Below are 18,347 nucleotides of genomic sequence, written 5' to 3'. Positions count from 1 at the left end.
CTGCTGCTGGCTCTGGTGGGTTGCGTCGGCCCTCAGGCCAGTTCCGGCCCCACCTCCTGTGCCACCAGTCCCACGAGTTCCTTGACTCGCTGCGCCTGGCTGAGGGGCACCACCAGGATGGCCTGCTCGGTGACGCACACCACCATCTCGCTCAGACCGGCCACCGCGACGACGGTCCCGGGACGACCCCGGTTGATCAGCAGGTTCCTGCTGCTGTCCAGCGCCACCGTGACACCCTCACGGGCATTGCCGTGCTCGTCGTGCGCAATCTGCTCGGCCAGGGCAGCGAAGCCACCCAGGTCATACCACTCGATGTTGAGCGGCACGGCGACGACGTGGGCGCTGCCCTTGCCCTGGCTGACCGGCTCCATGATGGCGTAGTCCACCGAGGTCTTCTCCAGCTGCGGGTAGATCTCGCCCAGGCGCCCGGGCTGCTCGGCAAGCTCCAAGACGCTGGCATGGGTGGCCGGCATCAGCTGACGCAGCTGCTCCAGCACAGTGTCCACCTGCCAGACGAACATGCCCGAATTCCACCAGTACTGACCGCTGGCCAGGTACTGCTCGGCCACCTCCAGCGACGGCTTCTCCTTGAACTCGGTGATCTCGCTGGCCTGGGGGAAGTCCGTCAGGGCCTCGCCACGCTTGAGGTAGCCGTACCCGGTGTGGGGGCTGTCCGGGACCACGCCAAAGGTCACCAGGGCCGCCTCGTCGGCCTCCGCGACCTGGAAGGCGGACTCGAGGGCGCGGGTGAACTCGTCCACGGGCGTGATGATCTGGTCTGCCGTCAACACCGCCATCACCGCCTGCGGGTCGCGCCGGGCCAGCACCGCAGCCGGCCAGGCCACGGCATTGAGCGAATCGCGCCCCACCGGCTCCCCCAGCAGGTTCTCCTGGGGCAGCTCGGGCAGTTGGCGAGCCACCACGTCGGTGTAGGACGCGCCGCAGCACACCAGGATGTTCGCGTCGGGAACCATGCCCGCAACGCGTTCGTAGGCCAGCCGCAGCAGGCTCTTTCCGTCAACCAGTTCGAGAAGTTGCTTGGGCTCGCCCTTGCGGGAGAGCGGCCACAACCGGGTCCCCGAACCTCCGGCCATGATCACCACATGTCTCATGGCAAGGAGCCTAGTGAACCCGGCCAATGCCCGTGCCAATCCCTCAGCATGCACACAGTGGCCTGCTGCTCCGGGCTGCGCCTCCTGTGTTCCAGGCTGCGCAGGGCGGCCCTGTGCCCCTACGATGGCGCAATGAGCAGCGCCTTCGACCCCGCCCTCGCCCTGGAGAATCGCGTCCAGCGTGACGGCGCCCGTCCCCTGCTGACCTGTTATGACCTGGCCGACGGTTCGCGAGTGGAATTCTCTGCCCGCACCCTGGCCAACTGGGTGGACAAGACCGCCAACCTCATCGGGTCGATCGGCCTGGACGAGGGTGACGACATCGGCCTTCCGCTGCTGCTCACCCACCCCAACCACTGGGTGGCGCTGACGTGGACGCTGGCCAGTTGGCAGTGCGGGGTGCGGGTGCTGGCCCTGCCCCGCGACGACCTGGACCGCGTCGACCTGGCCGTCGTCGGCCCGGAGCAGCCAAATCCGGTCCCGGGCGTGGAGACGGTGGCCTGCTCGCTCCATCCGCTGGGCGCGGGCCTGCCCACCCCCGTGGCCGGGGTCACCGACTTTGCCGAGGTCCTGGGCCAGCCAGACCTGCACTGGCGCAATGACGCACCGACCATCTGGCTGGACGACGGTGAGGCCAAGTTCGGCCAGGAAGAGATGGATGCCGTGGCGCCGATCACCGGTCGTGCCCTGGTGCGCGGCTGCGGGGAACCGTGGCAGGACCTTGCCGACGGACTGCTCGGCGCGCTGCGCGGAGGCGGCTCGCTGGTGGTGGTCAGGGGCGAGGCCGACGAGTCCCGCCTTGCCGAGATCCGCGACTCGGAACGCGTCGACCTGCCCGACTGACCCGGGGGGCTCACCCCTCCAGGGTCACCAGCTCGGTGCCCAGCCGCGAGGACAGCTCGTCGAGCGAGATTCCCCAGGTGCCGAGCACGCCCACGGTGCCGTCGGGGCGTCCCACCTCGAAGACCGCGTGGTTGGTGTAGACCCGGCTGACGCAGCCCACGCCGGTCAGCGGGTAGGTGCACGAGGGCACCAGCTTGGCCTTGCCGTCACGGCCGAACAGCGACATCATCACGTAGACGTCCTTGGCGCCGATCGCCAGGTCCATCGCGCCGCCGACGGCGGGGATGGCGTCGGGCTGACCGGTGTGCCAGTTGGCCAGGTCACCGTTGAAGGCCACCTGGTAGGCGCCCAGGACGCACACGTCCAGATGACCGCCGCGCATCATGGCGAAGGAGTCGGCGTGGTGGAAGTAGCTGGCCCCCGGCAGTTCGGTGACCGGCACCTTGCCGGCATTGGTCAGGTCGGCGTCGATCTGGTCGCCGACGGCGGCCGGGCCCATGCCCAGCATGCCGTTCTCGGTGTGCAGCACCACGCCGGCCTCGGCCGAGATGTGGTCGGCCACGGTGGTGGGCTGGCCGATTCCCAGGTTCACGAAGGATCCGGGCTTGATGGCGGTGGCCACCAGGGCGGCCAACTCCGGCTTGCTCAGCGGCTCGCGGTCAAGATTCTCGATGCTCATCGGGCACCCTCCACGGTGTAGGAACGGGCGTCGACGCGCACCACGCGGTCGACGAAGATGGACGGGGTGACGACCGCCTCGGGGTCCAGCTCGCCGGTCTCGACGACGTGGTGCACCTGAGCGATGGTCTGCTTGGCGGCGGTGGCCATCACGGGCCCGAAGTTGCGGGCCGTCTTGCGGTAGACGAGGTTGCCCATTCGGTCTGCCTTCTCGGCCGAGATCAGCGCCCAGTCACCCTTGATCGGGTACTCCAGCAGGTAGTCACGACCGTCGATGGTGCGCGTCTCCTTGCCCTCGGCCAGCGGGGTGCCCACCGCCGTGGGGCAGTAGAAGGCGCCGATGCCGGCACCGGCGGCACGCATCCGCTCGGCCAGGTTGCCCTGCGGCACCACCTCGAGCTCGATCTTGCCGGCCAGGTAGAGCTCGTCGAAGACATAGGAGTCGCTCTGGCGCGGGAAGGAGCAGATCACCTTGCGCACGCGGCCAGCCTTGAGCAGCGCGGCCAGGCCGACCTCGCCGTTGCCGGCATTGTTGGCCACGATGGTGAGGTCCTTGGCCCCCTGCCGGATCAGCGCGTCGATCAGGTCGAAGGGCATCCCGGCCAAGCCGAAACCACCCACCAGGACGGTGTCGCCGTCCTGCACGCCAGCGACGGCCTCGTCGGTCGTCTCCAGGATCTGTGTCATCGCCATCAGTTCTTGCCCTCCTCGTTCTCGAGCACCACGGCCAGGCCCTGCCCGACCCCGATGCAGATTCCTGCCACGCCCCACCGGACGCCCTCGGTCTTCATGCGCTTGGCGAGCGTGCCGATCAGGCGGCCACCGGAGGCCCCCAGCGGGTGCCCGATGCTGATGGCACCGCCCTTGGCGTTGACGATCTCCGGATCGATGCCCCAGGCGTCGACGCAGGCCAGCGACTGCACCGCGAAGGCCTCGTTCAGCTCGACGGCGCCCACCTGGCCCCAGTCGATGCCGGCCCTCTCGAGTGCCTTGTTGGCGGCCTCGACGGGGGCGAAACCGAAGCGGTGCGGGTCCAGGGCATGGGCGGCCCGACCGGCGATCCGGGCCAGCGGCTGGGCGCCGAGCAGGTCTGCGGCCTGCTCCGAGCCGAGCATCACGGCGCTGGCGCCGTCGTTGAGGGGCGAGGCGTTGCCCGCGGTGATGCTGCCGTCGGGGCGGAAGGCCGGCTTCAGGGCGGCCAGCTTCTCCGGCGTGGAGCCGGGCCGGATCGACTCGTCGCGCTCCAGCTCGACCTCGGGGACCTCGCAGACCAGGTCGTCATAGAAGCCCTCCTCCCAGGCCTGCTGCGCCAGGGCGTGCGACCGGGCCGCGAACTCGTCCTGACGCTCGCGCGAGATACCGAACTCGGCCTGCAGCTGCTCGTTCGCCTCACCGAGCGAGACGGTCCACTCCTTGGGCATGTTCTTGTTGACCAGACGCCAGCCCAGCGTGGTGGACACGGCGGTCACGTCGCGGGCCGGGAAGGCGCGATCCGGCTTGGGCAGCACCCAGGGGGCGCGGGTCATGGACTCGACACCGCCGGTGAGGATCACGTCGGCATCGCCGGACTCGATGGCGCGGGAGCCGATGATCACGGCGTCCAGGCTGGAGCCGCACAACCGGTTGACGGTGGTGCCGGCAACGCTGGTGGGCAGCCCGGCCAACAGGGCGCCCATGCGGCCCACATTGCGGTTCTCCTCGCCAGCACCATTGGCATTGCCCCAGACGATGTCGTCGATCCGGGCGGGGTCCAGCCCCGGGTGCGCCTCGAGGAGGGCCTTCATCACGGTGGCGGTCAGGTCGTCGGGGCGAATGCCGGCAAGGGCACCGTTGAACTTGCCGAACCGGGTTCGCACCGCGGAGTACACGTAGGAGGTCATGTCTCGAAACTAGGCCCTGTCAGAGATATTGTGAAGTATCAATATCTGACCAGATTGATAGGCATTTGAATATGGATCGTCTGAGACAGCTCCACTACTTCGTCGTCCTGGCCGAGGAATGCCACTTCGGGCGGGCCGCCGAGCGCCTCCACATGGCCCAACCCCCACTGTCACAGCAGATCCGTCGGCTGGAGAAGGAGGTGGGGACCGCCCTGCTCACCCGCACCACCCGGCACGTGGCACTGACCCCGGCCGGCGCCGACTACCTGGTGCGGGCGCGCGAGATCCTCGCCGCCGTCGATGCCGCCGACGACCGGGCGCGCCGCATCGCGCAGGGCATGATCGGCCAGCTGGCGATCGGCTGCGTCGGCTCGGTCACCTACAGCCTGCTCCCCGCCCTGTCGCGACGGTTGGCGGCGGAACTGCCGGGCATCGAGGTCTCCTTCCAGGGCGAGATGCTCAGCCGCGACCAGGTGGACGCCCTGCGGCGCGGCACCATCGACCTGGCCGTGATGCGCCCGCCCGTCGACGACGTGAGCCTGCACACCACGGCCCTGCGTCGCGATCGTCTGCTGGCCGCGCTGCCCACCACCCATCCGCTGGCCGATCGCGAGAGCATCGGTATCAGGGAGCTGGCCGACACCCACCTGATCGTCCACGCCGCGCCACGCCGCTCGGCAATGTCGGGGGTGGTGCAGCGACTGTTCAGCCAGGCGGGGGCCACTCCCCACGTGCGCCACGAGGTGGGCGAGACCTCGACGATGGTCACGTTGGTGGCCGGCGGGCTGGGCGTGGCGATCCTGCCGGAACCGGTCACCGCGCTGGCCCTGGACGGGGTGAGCTTCGTGCCGCTGCGCGACCGCGGCGCCCACATGGACCTGGTGGCCGCCCACGTCACCGAACGCGACGAGCCACACCTGCACCGGGCACTGGCCATGTTGCAGGAACTGGTGCTGGAGCCAGCGGCTCACCCCGCGGTCACGTCGTCGAGCCCACGGGCTGCCAATTCTCCGCGCGAGCGGATCCCGAGCTTGGAGTAGATCCGTGTCAGGTGGTACTGGACCGTCTTGACCGAGAGGAAGAGCTCCCCGGCCACCTCCCGATTCGTCCGGCCGCTGGCCACCAGCGTGGCGACTGCCAGTTCTTGCGGGGTGAACCGGATGACCTCGCCGGTGGGCGTCCCCTCCGCGACCGGCAGCGAAACCTCGGGTTCCACCCGCCCGGCGGCGGCCAAGCCCAACTCGGCCAGCACCTGACGCGCCTGCGAGACCTCCTGTTCCGCCTCGCTGCGGCGGCCGGAGCGCCAAAGCGTCGCCGCCCACCCCTGGTGGAGCCGCAACCGGTCCAGGGGCAGCGGACGTGTCTCGAAGGCTTCCAGGGCTGCGGCGTGCTGGGCCCGCGCACGCTGCGGGTCTCCCTCCAGCAGCTCCAACCGCGCCCGCAAGCCAGCCAGTCGGGCCGCCTGCACCGGGTGCCCCACCTGCTGGGTGCGCACCTCGTGCAATCGCAGCACCTCGTCGGCCTCCTGCCGTCGCCCCAGCCGCAGCAGGGCATCCACCCGCGGCTCCACCCAGGGCCAGAAGCCGGGATAGGACACCCATTCCCGCGCCCAGGTCTGGTCCAGGGGCGCCAAGGCCTCGAGCACTCCGTGCGGATTGTCACGCGCCCGTTCCACGGCCGCCCGCCCCAGGGCCGAGGAGACCCGCATGACCTCGTAGTGGGAGGCATCGGCCGCTCCGGACCACACCGCCTCGTCGGCGGCCGCCAGGTCTCCTCGCAGCGCAGCCACCTCGGCGCGGGTCCATTCCAGCAGCGGCACCAGCAGGTCCAGGCCGCGTTGGCGGGCCTGGTGGGCTCCCGTGCTGGCGGTGGCCTCGGCCAGCTCCCATCGGCCCGTCTCGAGGTGGACCCGCGCCAGCCAGGCCCTGGCCCACAGGCTGATGCGGAAGGACCCACCCCAGCCATCCCCGGCGGCGGCCCGCTCCAGCTCGTCCCGGGCGGCCAGATGGTCACCCGCGGCATAGAGCACCCACCCCCGCGCCAGCGACAGTCGCTGCTGCACCGGCCCCTCGGGCGCCACGTCCTCCAAGGCATCCAGACGTTCCAGGGCCGACGGGGTTCCCTGCAGCACCGCGCGGGCCACGCAGGCAATGGCCTCCCCCTCCAGGCTGATCCGCCGCCCCTCATCGTCCACGCCGGCCAGTTCGGTGGCACGATTGGCCCACTCCACGACGTCTGCCGCGCGACAGCGCGCCAGCGAATGCAGCACGTGCCGTTCGGCAACCATCCGCGCCACGGCCGGGTCCCGCTGGGGATTGGTGAGCTCCCAGGACCGTCCCAGCCGTTTTCCGGCGGTGGTGGGCCGCCCGGACAGGCACCCCACATACCCCAGGCAGGCCTCGCGCATCGGGGTCTCGCGGGATGCCTCCAGCTGCGCCAGACCGCCGGCCAGCAGGGTGAGGTCACCGGCCGCCACCACCGCATCGGCAGCCTTGACCGAGTACTGCGAGGAGCTCACCTGGTCACTGGCCGCCTGGCTGGCCAGTTCCCACAGCCGTCCTGCCTCCATCCAGTCACCGCGACGGGCGTGCTGCACGGCAAGGGTGTCGAAGGCTTCGGCCCGCTGCGCGGTCGGTGTCGGATCGGCCAACCATTCATGCCGCAGCCGCACCTCCGGATCCTCGGTGGCTCGGGCGGCAAGCACGTGCAGTTCTGCGCGTCGCGCCTGTCCGGCCTCGTCCAGCACGCACCGCCGTACCGCGGCGCTGGCCATCCTGACGATGCGACTGGCCGGGTCGACGCGCTCCACCAGGGCGCTGGACAGGAGTTCGTCCAGCGCCAGTGGTCCGGCGTCCTCAACCAGTGCGGCCGCCTCGCAGACCAGGACCGGCTGCTGGGGCATGGCAACCTCCAGTGCCGCAATCGCCTGGACGAGGGCCAGCGATGCTGCCGACAGTTGCTGCAGCGACGCGCGCACTCGGGCCCGGACGCTCTCGGCCACTGGCAGCGGACCACTGGCCACCGCCCCGGGACTGTGCCGCAAGACCTCCAGGGTCTCGACGATCTCGTGGGCCCTGCCCTCGCAATGGTCCAGCAGTCGCTGGGAGGTGCCCGGTGCCAGCTCGACGCCCCGTTGTCTGGCCAGGACCGCGACATCGTGTTCGGTCAGCGCCCCAGGACGCAGCACGACGTGCGCCGCCCGTGCCACCTCGTCCTGTTGCAGGCGACGCTGGGGATCCTCGCGCGGCCCCAGGGTGTCGTCGCGCACCAGCTCCAGCACCACCAGGACCGGCGAGCTGGTCTGCTGGTGGACGGCGCTGGTGAGAAGTCGCAGGCTGGACAGATCGGCATGCTGGGCCGCCTCCACCAACATGACCAGTCCCCGATCGGCGCCGCGGTCGGCAAGCCACTGCCGCGCCATCTGCCAAGGGGATGCCCCCGGTGGAGGCGCCTCCAGCCCCAGGGGCGCCAGCAGGGCCCACTCGTCCTGGCTCTGCCACGACAGGGCCACCAGACGGTGCTGTTCCGCACCACCCCACCGCGGGCTGACGCGCAGACGCTCCGCCAGCGCGGACAACAACGGCGCGCTGTCGTCACCCACGCGCGCGTCGATCACCACCAGACGAGAACCCTCCGCGGCGTCGCTGGCCTCGACCAGGCGCGCGAGGTCCTCGTCGCGAACGGGGAGGAGCGTCGATGGTCCCATCGGGTCACAGTAGACCGATGGGACCATCGAGTACACCCTGTGGTGGGGTGCCTGGCGAGTCATCGCCATGGCTCAGCCCAGGTCACCACCAGCCACCGGCAGCACCGTGCCGGTGATGTAGCTCGCCTCGTCGGAGGCCAGGAAGCAGATCGCCGCAGCCTGCTCGTCCAGGGTGCCGTAGCGCCCCATCAGGGAGTGCTCGAGCGTCTGGTCGATGTGGGCCTGGAACCACTGCTTCTCCTGCTCATTGCGCGGCTCCGGGGTGCCCCGTGAGATCTTGCGCGGCGGAGCCTCGGTGCCACCCGGAGCGGTGCCCACCACACGGATGCCGTGGGGCGCATACTCCAGGGCCAGGGAGGCGGTCATCGCGTTGACCCCACCCTTGGCCGCCGAGTACGGAATGCGATGGATGCCACGGGTGGCTGCCGAGGACACATTGACCACCACACCGCGGCCTGCCTCCACCATGGACGGCAGGGCCGCCCGGGTGGCGTGCAGCGTGGTCAGCAACGACCGGGTGATCTCGGCCTCGATCTCGTCGTCGGTGAACTCCGTGAAGGGCTTGAAGTTGATCGCGCCCCCGACATTGTTCACCAGCACGTCCACGCGCCCGAAGCGCTCGATCGCCTGCTGCACCATGGTCCGGGCACCCTCACCCGACTCCAGGTCGCACTCCACGGCCAGGGCCTGGCCCTGGTCCTCGCGCTGCAGCTCGGTGGCAAGGTCGCGCACCAGCTCCGAACGATCGGCCAGCACCACGCTGCCGCCCTCGGCGCTGATCCGTCGCGCCACCTGCGCGCCGATGCCCTGTGCCGCCCCGGTGACCACGACCACCTTGCCGGTGAAACGCCCCGGCGTGATGAAGCGTGGCTTGACCCGGTCACGGCTCTCCTGCATCGCACGACGCATGGTGACCTTGGAGCGTCCGGCGTGCTCGACGATCAGCTGGCGAGCCGCCTCACGGTCACCCGCCTCGAAGGCGTCGACGATGCGCAGATGGTCGGTGGTGCACTCCGGGTCGCACCAGGTGGCCTCCCGCAGCGACTCGGCCATGTGCGCCTTGACGCCCAGCGCCTGGTAAGCCTGCAGCAGGTGGTCATTGCCGGTGATGCCAAAGAGGAAGTCGTGGAACTCCGCATTGGTCTCTGTGTAGGCGATTGCGTCGACGAAACGGTCGCCCTCCACATGGGCCACCGTCGACTCGGCCAGCATCCGGTAGCCGGAGATCTGGCTCGGGGTGAGCCGCCCGATGGTCAGTTCCAGGGCACCGAGTTCGAGCGCCTGGCGGGCGTCGAAGATGGCATCGGAGAACTGGACGTCGGGGTGTTCCTCACCGATCTGGTAGCCGTCCTCGGCCACGGTGACCCCGCCCGAGGAGGGAGTCGCCGAGGGCACGATCTGGTCGATCGTGGACTGCTCGAACAGCTCCTGCTTGGCGATGTTGCGTCCCTCGCCGCTGGGCAGCAGCGCTCCCCCGGCCTCGACCACGCCAGTGGCACCCTCGGTGGCCCCGGCGAAGAGCTGCTGCTTGGCGATGTTGCGGATGACCCCGTCCTCGCTGGCTGCCACACCGGGGCGCGGCTCCAGCTCGACGCTGGAGAAGAGCTCCTGCTTGGCGATGTTGCGTCCCTCGCCGGTGGGGGTGAGTTCGTCGCCGGAGGAGATTCCCTCCACCACGGTGGAGACCGCAGCCGTCGGGGCCTGCTGTGCCACCTCGGCCTCGGCCGCCGCCACTGCCTCCGACTCGGCCAGGGTCTCCTTCTCCTGGGCCGCTGCGGCGGCGGGCACGGCGAGCGCGAACTTCTCGAAGTAGAAGCCGTCCGGCTCCACCTTGCGCTCGGCCAGGTCCTGCCGCACGGCCTCCACCATCGGCGGCGGACCGCACAGGTAGATGGCCACTTCGCCGTCGTGCAGGTGCTCGGGCTCGATCAGGCCCATCACATAGCCGGACTTGACCTCACGACCCTCGATCTCGGACGCCTCGGGGCGGGAGACGCAGAAGTCCCAGCTGAAGTCACCCAGCTCTGCGGCGACCTCCTCGATCTGGTCGAGGGCGACGACGTCCGCGTCGGTGCTGACGCCGTAGACCAGGTGGGTCGGGCGGGTGTCACCCTGGGCGCGCAGCTGGCGCATGATCGACAGCACCGGCGCCAGACCCGTGCCACCGGCCACCAGCAGCAGGGGACGTTCGGTCTCGCGCAGGAAGAAGGACCCGTGCGGACCGTCCATCTCCAGCTGGTCGCCCACCTTGGCGCGCTCGGTCAGGTAGGTGGACATCACACCGCCCGGCGTGATGCGCATCAGGAAGGTCAGCGTCGGCTCCCCCGGCGCATTGCTGAAGGAGTAGGACCGCTTCTGATCGGTTCCCGGCACGCTGATGTTGACGTACTGGCCGGGCAGGAAGACCAGCTCGTCGCGCTTGTCGATCTCCACCGACAACTGGACGGTGGTGGCCGACAGGTGCTCGAGCCCGACGATGCGGCCCTTCCAGGTGGAGGCGCCGGCCTTGGCCATCTGCGAGGTGCCCGCGATCTGCAGCACCAGGTCGCTCTTGGGCTTCATGCTGCACGGCAGCACATATCCCTCGGCGGCCTCGTCCTCGGTGAGAGCGTCGTCGATGTAGTAACCGCCGTCGTACTCCCCGGACTCACAGAAGGCCTTGCAGGTGCCACAGGCACCGTCGCGGCAGTCCAGCGGGATGTTGATCCGCTGGCGATAGCTGGCGTCAGCAACGGTCTGGTCCTCACGAACCTTGATGAACCGACTGACACCGTCCTCGAAGGCCAGTGCCACCTGATAGGTGGTGGCCTCGTTCTCGGTGGTCGTCATGTCACCCCCCGATCAGACGTGGTAGATGTCGACCACGTGGTGGATGTAGTCGTTCTTCAGCACCACGGTCTTGCGACGGATGAGCGGGCTCTCACCGGAGAAGTCGATGGTGTAGAAGCTGGTGCCGTAGTAGGGGTCGACGGTGTTGTAGCGGAAGTACATGGTGTGCCAGTTGAAGCGCACGTCCACCAGGTCGCCGCGGCGCTCGATCACCTCGACATTGCTGATGTTGTGGCTGGTGCGAGGCTCCGGGATGGAGGTGGCCGACGAGCGCTCGGTGCGGATACGGAAGACGCGATCCTCCAGGCCACCCTTGTTCGGGTAGAAGATGAGGCTGATCTCGCTCTGCGGATCCTCGGTGAGCAGGTCGTTGTCGTCCCAGGCGGGCATCCAGTAGACGACGTCGTCGGCGTAGCACTCCAGCCACTTCTCGAACTCACGGTCGTCCAGGTAGCGGGCCTCGCGGTAGAGGAATTGCTCGATCTCGTGGTGGTTGATGGTCTTCTCGCTCATGGTCAGGCCTCCTTGCCCTTCTTGGCGCCGCGCTTGTTCTGCTGGTAGTCCTGCACGGCGGCCTCACGCTGGACCGCGTCGCGCATCACGTCGACCCAGTGGCCGTGCTGCACCGGGTAGAGGCCCTCGTCCTCGTTCTTCACGCCGGCCGAGATGACACCATTCATCTCCAGCGCGGTGGCGACCTCGTCGGGACCGGTGAGCCAGTGCTCGGCACCGCGGCTCATGTCATTCCACGGAGCGGCGGTGGCGCGGAAGGTGAGCTGGCAGGAACGGAACTCCTCCAGGTCGTCGGGCGTGGCCATGCCGGAGGCATTGAAGAAGTCCTCGTACTGGCGGATGCGCCAGGCGCGCGCCTCGGCGCTCTCGCCCTTGGGGGCGATGCAGTAGATCGTGACCTCGGTCTTGTCGGGGGCGATCGGGCGGAAGTGACGGATCTGGGTGCTGAACTGGTCCATCAGGTAGACGTTCGGGTAGATGCACAGGTTGCGCGAACCCTTGACCATGAACTCGCCCTTGGCGTCGCCGAACTTCTCCTTGAGCTCGTCCATGCGGTCCCACAGCGGACGGTCCTGGGGGTTGCCCGCCCAGGTCCACAGGCACAGGTGGCCATTGGGGTAGCTCCAGTAGCCACCGCCGGACTTGCCCCACTGGCCGGCGTCCAGCGTCTTGGTGGAGTTGGCGCTCTCACCGGTGTTGCGACGCGAGGTGGTGGCGGCGTAGTTCCAGTGCGTGGCGGTCACGTGGTAACCGTCGGCGCCGTTCTCGGCCTGCACCTTCCAGTTGCCGTCGTAGGTGTAGGTCGAGGCACCGCGCAGCACCTCGAGGCCCTCCGGCGACTGGTCGACCAGCATGTCGATCACCTTGGTGGAGTCACCCAGGTACTCCTCCAGGCTGGACACGTCGGGGTTCACACTGCCGAACAGGAAGCCGCGGTAGCTCTCGAAGCGAGCCACCTTGGTCATGTTGTGCGAGCCGTCCTTGTCGAAGCTCTCGGGGTAGCCGGCACCCTCCGGGTCCTTCACCTTGAGCAGGGTTCCGTCATTGCGGAAGGTCCAGCCGTGGAAGGGGCAGGTCAGGGTCTTGCGATTGTCGGTCTTGCGACGGCAGATCATCGCACCGCGGTGGGCGCACGCATTGATCAGGCAGTGCAGCTCGCCCTTGTTGTCGCGCGTGATGACCACCGGCTGACGGCCGATGTAGGTGGTGAAGTAGTCACCAGGCTCGCTCACCTGGCTCTCGTGGGCCAGGTAGACCCAGTTGCCCTCGAAGATGTACTTCATCTCGAGTTCAAAGATCTCCTCGTCCGTGAAGATCGAACGGTTGGCCCGGTAGATCCCGGCCTCCGGGTCCTCGATCACGGCCTGGTCGAGCATCCTGTCGATGCGCGCCAAATTCTCGCTCATGTCTTCCTCCGCAGCTCTGGGGGGGTTCTTGATCCGCAACTCCACCATGGAATGAGCCCGCGGCCACACCGGCAAAGACCTAGGCATACCCTAGACAGCATTCATAACGCATTGCTCTCAATGAACGTCATACTGGTCATTGTGTTTATCTATCGATCACGCCTAACGTTGCTTGCACCAACCAGTGACCATCGCCGGTCCGGACAGCTCCAAAGGGGGAGGTGAACCGTGGAACTCAAGCAACTGCGCTACTTCGAAGCCGTGGCCCAGACCTGCCATTTCGGACGAGCCGCGGAACGCCTCCATCTGGCCCAGCCCGCCCTGTCGCAGGCGGTGCGCCGCCTGGAGAAGGAGCTGGGCGTGGAGCTGTTCACCCGCACCACCCGACAGGTGCAGCTCACCACCGCCGGCCAGTACTTCCACTCCGACGTGCGACGACTGCTCGCCAACCTCGAGCAGAGCATCGAACGCGTGCGCAATGTGGCCAGCGGCACCACCGGCATCCTGCGGGTCGCCTTCACCGGCACCAGCGCCCACAGCCAGCTCCCGCTCTTCGCCCAGATCATGGGCCAGCAGCTGCCCGACATCGCGCTGGACATCCACGCCGACATGCTCACGCCCGACCAGGTCCAGGCACTGCTGGAGGACCAGATCGACCTGGGACTGCTGCGTGGGCCCGTCGAGGAGCAGCGCCTGCTGGTGCGGCCACTGCTGCGCGAACCGATGCTGTTGGCCCTGCCGGCCAACCATCGACTCACGCCGGAGCCCGTCGTCGAGATGCGTGACCTGGCCACCGAACCCTTCATCACCTACGGCGCCGAGCTCTCGTCGGTGAACGAAGCCCTGGCCGCCAGCTGCCGACAGGCGGACTTCGCCCCGCGCATCATGCACCGCGCGCCGGGAACCGCAGCCCTGCTGGCCCTGGTGGCGGCCGGACTGGGCATCGCGCTGCTGCCGGCCTCGGCACGCACCGCGGCCCCTCGGGGCGTCGTGATGCGCGACGTCTCCGGCGCCACCACCATCGACCTTTCGCTGGCCGTCCGCGCCGACGACCAGTCCCCCGTGCTCGCCCGGGCCCTCGACGCCCTGGACGCCCACGGCTTCCCGCACCCGGGCACCAGCACGCCCCAGACCCAGGAGACCGCATGACCACCATCGCCTCGATCGAGGCCGTGCCCTACAGCATCCCGTACGTCAAGCCGCTCAAGTTCGCCAGCGGCGAGGTGCACGCGGCCAACCACGTGCTGGTCCGCATCACCACCAGCGACGGCGTGGTGGGCATCGGCGACGCCGTGCCGCGCCCCTTCACCTACGGCGAGACCCAGGCCGGCATCGTCGCGGTCATCGAGCAGATCTTCGCCCCGGCCCTGGTCGGCCTTCCGCTGTTCGCCCGCGAGCAGTTCGCCGCCATCCTGGAGCGCACCATCGGCAACCCGGCCGCCAAGTCGTCGATCGACATCGCCGTGTGGGATGCCATCGGCAAGACGCTGGGCCAGCACGTCACCGACCTGCTGGGCGGCTACGGCACCTCCATGAAGGTCAGCCACATGCTGGGCTTCGACGATCCGCAGGCCATGGTCGAGGAAGCGCAGCGGATGCGCGACACCTACGGCATCACCACCTTCAAGGTGAAGGTCGGCCGCCACCCCGTGGAGCTGGACATCGACGTGGTGCGCGCCCTGCGCGAGCACTTCGGCACCGAGGCCACCCTCTACGTCGACGGCAACCGTGGCTGGAGCGCCTCCGAGTCGGTGCGCGCCATGCGCCTGATGGACGACCTCGACCTGCTCTTCGCCGAGGAGCTCTCCCCCGCCGACGACGTGATGGGGCGCCGCTGGCAGGTGGGCCAGATCAACGTCCCCTACATCGCCGACGAGTCGGCCACCACACCGGCGGAGGTCACCCGCGAGTTGTTGGGCGGCTCCGCCACGGCGATCTCCATCAAGACCGCCCGCACCGGCTTCACCACGTCGCAGCGCTGCCTCCACCTGGCCGAGGGCCTGGGCGTGGAGGTCGTGATGGGCAACCAGATCGACACCCAGTTGGGTAGCATCGCCACCGTGACCTTCGGGTCGGCGCACCGCCTCACCAGCCGCCATGCCGGTGAGCTCTCGAACTTCCTGGACATGAGTGATGACCTGCTCACCGAGCCCCTCGTGATCCAGGACGGGGAACTGTCCGTCCGTCCGGGTCCGGGCATGGGCGTCGAGATCGACGCCCAGAAGCTGGACCACTACCGCACGGACACCTGACCCCACCCACCGTCCCGCCCGGGACCAACCCAAAGACACCTGCCCACCAACCACGGGCAGGAGATGACCGAAAGGACACCGCAATGTCGCAGTACCTCGAGGAAGAGTCGCAGGGCACCGCTGTTGGTGCCGGCACCAAGGCCACCGAGAACTTCCAGCATGACAAGGCGGCCTTCGAGGCCGTCAAGGACGTGCCCAAGGAGCGCGTCGACAAGCTCGCCCGTCGCGTCATCAACGCGATGACCGACACCGTGCGCGAGGAGAAGGTCTCCTACGCCGAGTACAACGCCCTGAAGGCATGGCTCATCAAGGTGGGCGCCGATGGTGAGTGGCCGCTCTTCCTGGACGTGTGGGTCGAGCACGCCGTCGAGGACGTCGCCACCGAGCACCGCGACGGCAGCAAGGGCTCGATCGAGGGCCCCTACTACGTCCCGAATGCCCCGGTCTGCGCTGATGGCAAGATCCCGATGCGCGATGACGAGCCCGGCGACCGCATGACCTGGACCGGCAAGGTCACCGGCACCGACGGCCAGCCGCTGACCGATGCCAAGGTGGAGCTGTGGCACGCCGACTCGCTGGGCTTCTACTCGCAGTTTGCCCCGGGCCAGCCCGAGTGGAACCTGCGCGGCACCTTCCCGGTGAAGGAGGACGGCTCCTTCGAGATCCACACCATCAAGCCGGCGCCGTACATGATCCCCACCGACGGTGCCTGCGGCCAGCTGATCGCCGCCGCTGGCTGGCACGCGTGGCGTCCCGCCCACCTGCACGTCAAGGTCTCGGCTCCCGGCCACGAGCTGCTCACCGCGCAGCTCTACTTCCCCGGTGACGAGCACAATGACGACGACATCGCCAGCGCCGTGAAGCCCGAGCTGATCCTTGATCCCAAGGACCAGGGTGACGGCACCTGGACCGTCGACTACGGCTTCGTCCTCGACCCGGAGCAGAAGGCCTGATACGCATGCTCTACCTGGTGAAGATGGACGTCAATATTCCTCTCGACCTCGATCCGCAGCTGCGGGACGAGACCATCGCGAAGGAGAAGGCATACTCGCAGCAGCTGCAGCGCGACGGCGTGTGGCCCGAGATCTGGCGCATTCCCGGCCAGTACTCGAACTACTCGATCTTCAACGTCGATTCGCACGACCACCTGCACGAGGTGCTGTGGGGCCTCCCGCTGTTCAAGTACATGGACATCGAGGTCACACCGCTCGCCAAGCACCCGTCCGACATCAAGTAAGTCACCAAGGAGCATCATGACCACCGGTTCGCACCCCACGCTCACCCTGACCACCCTGGCCGGAAGGCCCGGCGACCCCTTGTTGGTCGTCGGCCCGTCGCTGGCCACCTCCGTCAGTCGGGTGTGGGGTGCGACCGTTGGTCGGCTCCGAGGCTTCCACGTCGTGGGCTGGGACCTGCCCGGGCACGGGGCCAGCGCTCCCCACCACGAACCCCTTGAGGTGGCCGACCTGGCCATCGCGGTGCTCGCCGCCCTGGACTCGCTCGACGGCGTCGACGCGAGCACCCCCTTCATCCATGCCGGGGACTCGATCGGCGGTGCGGTGACCCTGCGCCTGCTGCTCGACCACCCCGACCGGCTGCGCGGCGGCATCGTCGCCTGCAGCAGCCCCGTCTTCGGTGATCCCGCCAACTGGACCGACCGTGCCGCGATGGTGCGCAGCCAGGGCATGGGCCCGATCGCCGAGGCCTCCCCCGGCCGCTGGTTCGGCCAGCAGGTCCAGCAACAGCCCACCGACGACACCCGAGCGGTGGCCCAGGAGATCACCAGCGTCGACGCGGAGAGCTATGCGCGGTTGTGCGAGGCCCTGGCCGGCTACGACGTGAGCGAGGAACTGGCCGCCGTGACCGCCCCGGTGCTCTTCATCTGCGGCGCGGACGATCCCGTCAGCCCGCCCGATGCCATGCGCCAGCTCAGCGAGGGCGTGGGCGAGGGCCGCCTGGAGGTGCTGCAGGGCGTGGGCCACCTGGCTCCGCTCGAGGCCCCGGACCAGGTCGCAGGGCTGATCGACGACTTCGTCGCCCAGCACTGAACCGCCTCAGCCGCGGGACTCGTCAGGGGCTTCCTGGCCCCTGAGCTCCTCGGGCAACCCCACCAGGGCTCCAGCGCCCCACGCCATGTGCATCACCGTGAGCACCAGCGGCAGCCGGGCCCGCACCTGAGCACCCATCGGACGACGCATCAGGGCCGCTGCACCGCACACTCCCGCCAGGTATCCCAGCGGAGCCGCCAGCCCCTTGCGCAGCGTCGAATTCCCGGTGGCCACCCCGACCAGGCCCGCCGCCGTCCCGACACCGATGGTGAGCACCGCGAGCGGCGGCGCCAGGTAGCGGGGGCTGACCGTGTCGGGATTGCGTCGCATTACCTCACGCCGCCACTGCCCGGTCCGGAAGAACTGCCGCGCCAGCGCCCTGGCGGTCGACCGCGGCCGGTAGGTGACCTCGAGTTCGGGCGAGAACCACACCGTGCGCCCGCTCTTGCGCAGCCGATAGTTCAGGTCCCAGTCCTGGGCGCGCAGCAGCGAGGGGTCGTAACCCCCGACCGCCTGCAGCGCCTCGCGGCGAAAGACCCCCAGGAAGACGGTGTCGGCGGGCCCCTCCGGAGAGTTCGCCAGGTGGAAGCTGCCGCCTCCCAGCCCGACCGGTGAGGTGTACGCGACGGCCACGGCCTTCTCGAAGGCAGTGGTGCCCCGCGCGGCCATGTGCCCGCCGACATTCGCCGCGCCGGTGCGCTCCAGCAGCTCGACGGCGCGCTGGATGTAACCGGGTGTCAGCTCTCCGTGGGCGTCGACCCGCACGATGATGTCGTGCCGACTCGCCGCGATGCCCAGGTTGAGGGCATCCGGCGTGGTCCCGGACGGGTTCTCCACGACGCTGATCCGCGGGTCGGCAGCAGCCAGTTCACGGGCGATCTGCTCGGTGCGGTCACTGCTGGGCCCCACCGCCAGGATGATCTCCATCGGATGGTCCTGCGCCAGCACACCCGCCACGGAACGCGCCAGATGCCTTTGCTCGTTGAGCACCGGCATGATGACGCTGACTGGGGTGGGGTGGACGGCGTCGGAGGTCATGGGTGCCATTCTTCCAGCCCTCGCAATCCACTTCGCCCGCGG

At 68.9% G+C, this 18,347-nt stretch carries 16 protein-coding genes; 7 read left to right on the top strand and 9 right to left on the bottom strand.

From position 1 onward, the window contains the following. Window positions 1-32 precede the first annotated feature (32 nt). Window positions 33-1,112, bottom strand: coding sequence for a mannose-1-phosphate guanylyltransferase (locus tag ACOAMO_RS10335; RefSeq protein ID WP_420174711.1), 1,080 nt, complete (start codon window positions 1,110-1,112; stop codon window positions 33-35). A gap of 132 nt (window positions 1,113-1,244) precedes the next feature. Between ACOAMO_RS10335 and ACOAMO_RS10330 the strand changes: the two genes are divergently transcribed. Continuing rightward, window positions 1,245-1,955 carry a TIGR03089 family protein gene (locus ACOAMO_RS10330; RefSeq protein ID WP_420174710.1) on the top strand — a complete coding sequence of 237 codons (711 nt, stop codon included), beginning with the start codon at window positions 1,245-1,247 and terminating at the stop codon, window positions 1,953-1,955. A 10-nt stretch (window positions 1,956-1,965) separates the two neighbouring features. On the opposite strand, the gene ACOAMO_RS10325 is transcribed toward ACOAMO_RS10330, so the two are convergent. From ACOAMO_RS10325 to ACOAMO_RS10315, 3 genes are read right to left on the bottom strand one after another with little or no spacing between them, the layout of a single operon-like run. Beyond that, window positions 1,966-2,634, bottom strand: a complete 669-nt coding sequence (locus ACOAMO_RS10325) for a CoA-transferase (RefSeq protein WP_420174709.1) — start codon at window positions 2,632-2,634, stop codon at window positions 1,966-1,968. Further along, window positions 2,631-3,326, bottom strand: coding sequence for a 3-oxoacid CoA-transferase subunit A (locus ACOAMO_RS10320; protein ID WP_420174708.1), 696 nt, complete (start codon window positions 3,324-3,326; stop codon window positions 2,631-2,633). Before ACOAMO_RS10320 ends, ACOAMO_RS10325 begins: the two co-directional genes overlap by 4 nt. After that, window positions 3,326-4,513 carry a thiolase family protein gene (locus tag ACOAMO_RS10315; protein ID WP_420174707.1) on the bottom strand — a complete coding sequence of 396 codons (1,188 nt, stop codon included), beginning with the start codon at window positions 4,511-4,513 and terminating at the stop codon, window positions 3,326-3,328. The genes ACOAMO_RS10320 and ACOAMO_RS10315 overlap by 1 nt, the downstream gene beginning before the upstream one ends. Before the next feature lie 71 nt (window positions 4,514-4,584). On the opposite strand from ACOAMO_RS10315, the gene ACOAMO_RS10310 reads away from it, so the two are divergent. Next, window positions 4,585-5,553 carry a LysR family transcriptional regulator gene (locus tag ACOAMO_RS10310; RefSeq protein WP_420174706.1) on the top strand — a complete coding sequence of 323 codons (969 nt, stop codon included), beginning with the start codon at window positions 4,585-4,587 and terminating at the stop codon, window positions 5,551-5,553. Here ACOAMO_RS10310 and ACOAMO_RS10305 read toward each other — a convergent pair. The 4 genes from ACOAMO_RS10305 to benA form a co-directional block, all read right to left on the bottom strand. Then, window positions 5,481-8,219: a LuxR C-terminal-related transcriptional regulator gene (locus ACOAMO_RS10305; RefSeq protein ID WP_420174705.1), complete on the bottom strand. Its 2,739-nt coding sequence runs from the start codon at window positions 8,217-8,219 to the stop codon at window positions 5,481-5,483. The two genes, ACOAMO_RS10310 and ACOAMO_RS10305, sit on opposite strands and share 73 nt — an antisense overlap. Before the next feature lie 72 nt (window positions 8,220-8,291). After that, the gene (gene benC, locus ACOAMO_RS10300) at window positions 8,292-11,048 is read right to left on the bottom strand and encodes a benzoate 1,2-dioxygenase electron transfer component BenC (protein ID WP_420174704.1); all 2,757 of its coding nucleotides are present in this window, start codon (window positions 11,046-11,048) and stop codon (window positions 8,292-8,294) included. A 12-nt stretch (window positions 11,049-11,060) separates the two neighbouring features. Then, window positions 11,061-11,561 carry a benzoate 1,2-dioxygenase small subunit gene (gene benB, locus ACOAMO_RS10295; protein ID WP_420174703.1) on the bottom strand — a complete coding sequence of 167 codons (501 nt, stop codon included), beginning with the start codon at window positions 11,559-11,561 and terminating at the stop codon, window positions 11,061-11,063. Between the two features lie 2 nt (window positions 11,562-11,563). Next, on the bottom strand, window positions 11,564-12,967 hold the full coding sequence (gene benA, locus ACOAMO_RS10290) for a benzoate 1,2-dioxygenase large subunit (protein WP_420174702.1): 1,404 nt from the start codon (window positions 12,965-12,967) through the stop codon (window positions 11,564-11,566). 228 nt (window positions 12,968-13,195) lie between these two features. On the opposite strand from benA, the gene ACOAMO_RS10285 reads away from it, so the two are divergent. The 5 genes from ACOAMO_RS10285 to ACOAMO_RS10265 all read left to right on the top strand — a co-directional run bounded on the left by ACOAMO_RS10285 (window position 13,196) and on the right by ACOAMO_RS10265 (window position 17,267). Further along, the gene (locus ACOAMO_RS10285) at window positions 13,196-14,116 is read left to right on the top strand and encodes a LysR family transcriptional regulator (protein WP_420174701.1); all 921 of its coding nucleotides are present in this window, start codon (window positions 13,196-13,198) and stop codon (window positions 14,114-14,116) included. Next, window positions 14,113-15,219 carry a mandelate racemase/muconate lactonizing enzyme family protein gene (locus ACOAMO_RS10280; RefSeq protein ID WP_420174700.1) on the top strand — a complete coding sequence of 369 codons (1,107 nt, stop codon included), beginning with the start codon at window positions 14,113-14,115 and terminating at the stop codon, window positions 15,217-15,219. Before ACOAMO_RS10285 ends, ACOAMO_RS10280 begins: the two co-directional genes overlap by 4 nt. Window positions 15,220-15,302: 83 nt before the next feature. After that, window positions 15,303-16,172 (top strand): catechol 1,2-dioxygenase, encoded by an 870-nt coding sequence (catA, locus tag ACOAMO_RS10275; RefSeq protein WP_420174699.1) that lies wholly within the window; start codon window positions 15,303-15,305, stop codon window positions 16,170-16,172. Between the two features lie 5 nt (window positions 16,173-16,177). Beyond that, window positions 16,178-16,456, top strand: coding sequence for a muconolactone Delta-isomerase (gene catC / locus ACOAMO_RS10270; RefSeq protein WP_420174698.1), 279 nt, complete (start codon window positions 16,178-16,180; stop codon window positions 16,454-16,456). Between the two features lie 16 nt (window positions 16,457-16,472). Continuing rightward, a complete protein-coding gene (locus tag ACOAMO_RS10265; RefSeq protein ID WP_420174697.1) occupies window positions 16,473-17,267 on the top strand; it encodes an alpha/beta fold hydrolase in 795 nt (264 codons plus the stop codon). A 6-nt stretch (window positions 17,268-17,273) separates the two neighbouring features. On the opposite strand, the gene ACOAMO_RS10260 is transcribed toward ACOAMO_RS10265, so the two are convergent. Next, window positions 17,274-18,305, bottom strand: coding sequence for a glycosyltransferase family 2 protein (locus tag ACOAMO_RS10260; protein WP_420174696.1), 1,032 nt, complete (start codon window positions 18,303-18,305; stop codon window positions 17,274-17,276). Window positions 18,306-18,347: the final 42 nt, after the last annotated feature.

Origin of the sequence: Luteococcus struthionis, assembly GCF_048595755.1 — a bacterium.
GTDB lineage: Bacteria > Actinomycetota > Actinomycetes > Propionibacteriales > Propionibacteriaceae > Luteococcus.
Note: the sequence above shows the minus strand (reverse complement) of the source record. Positions and strands in the feature narration are given on the sequence as shown.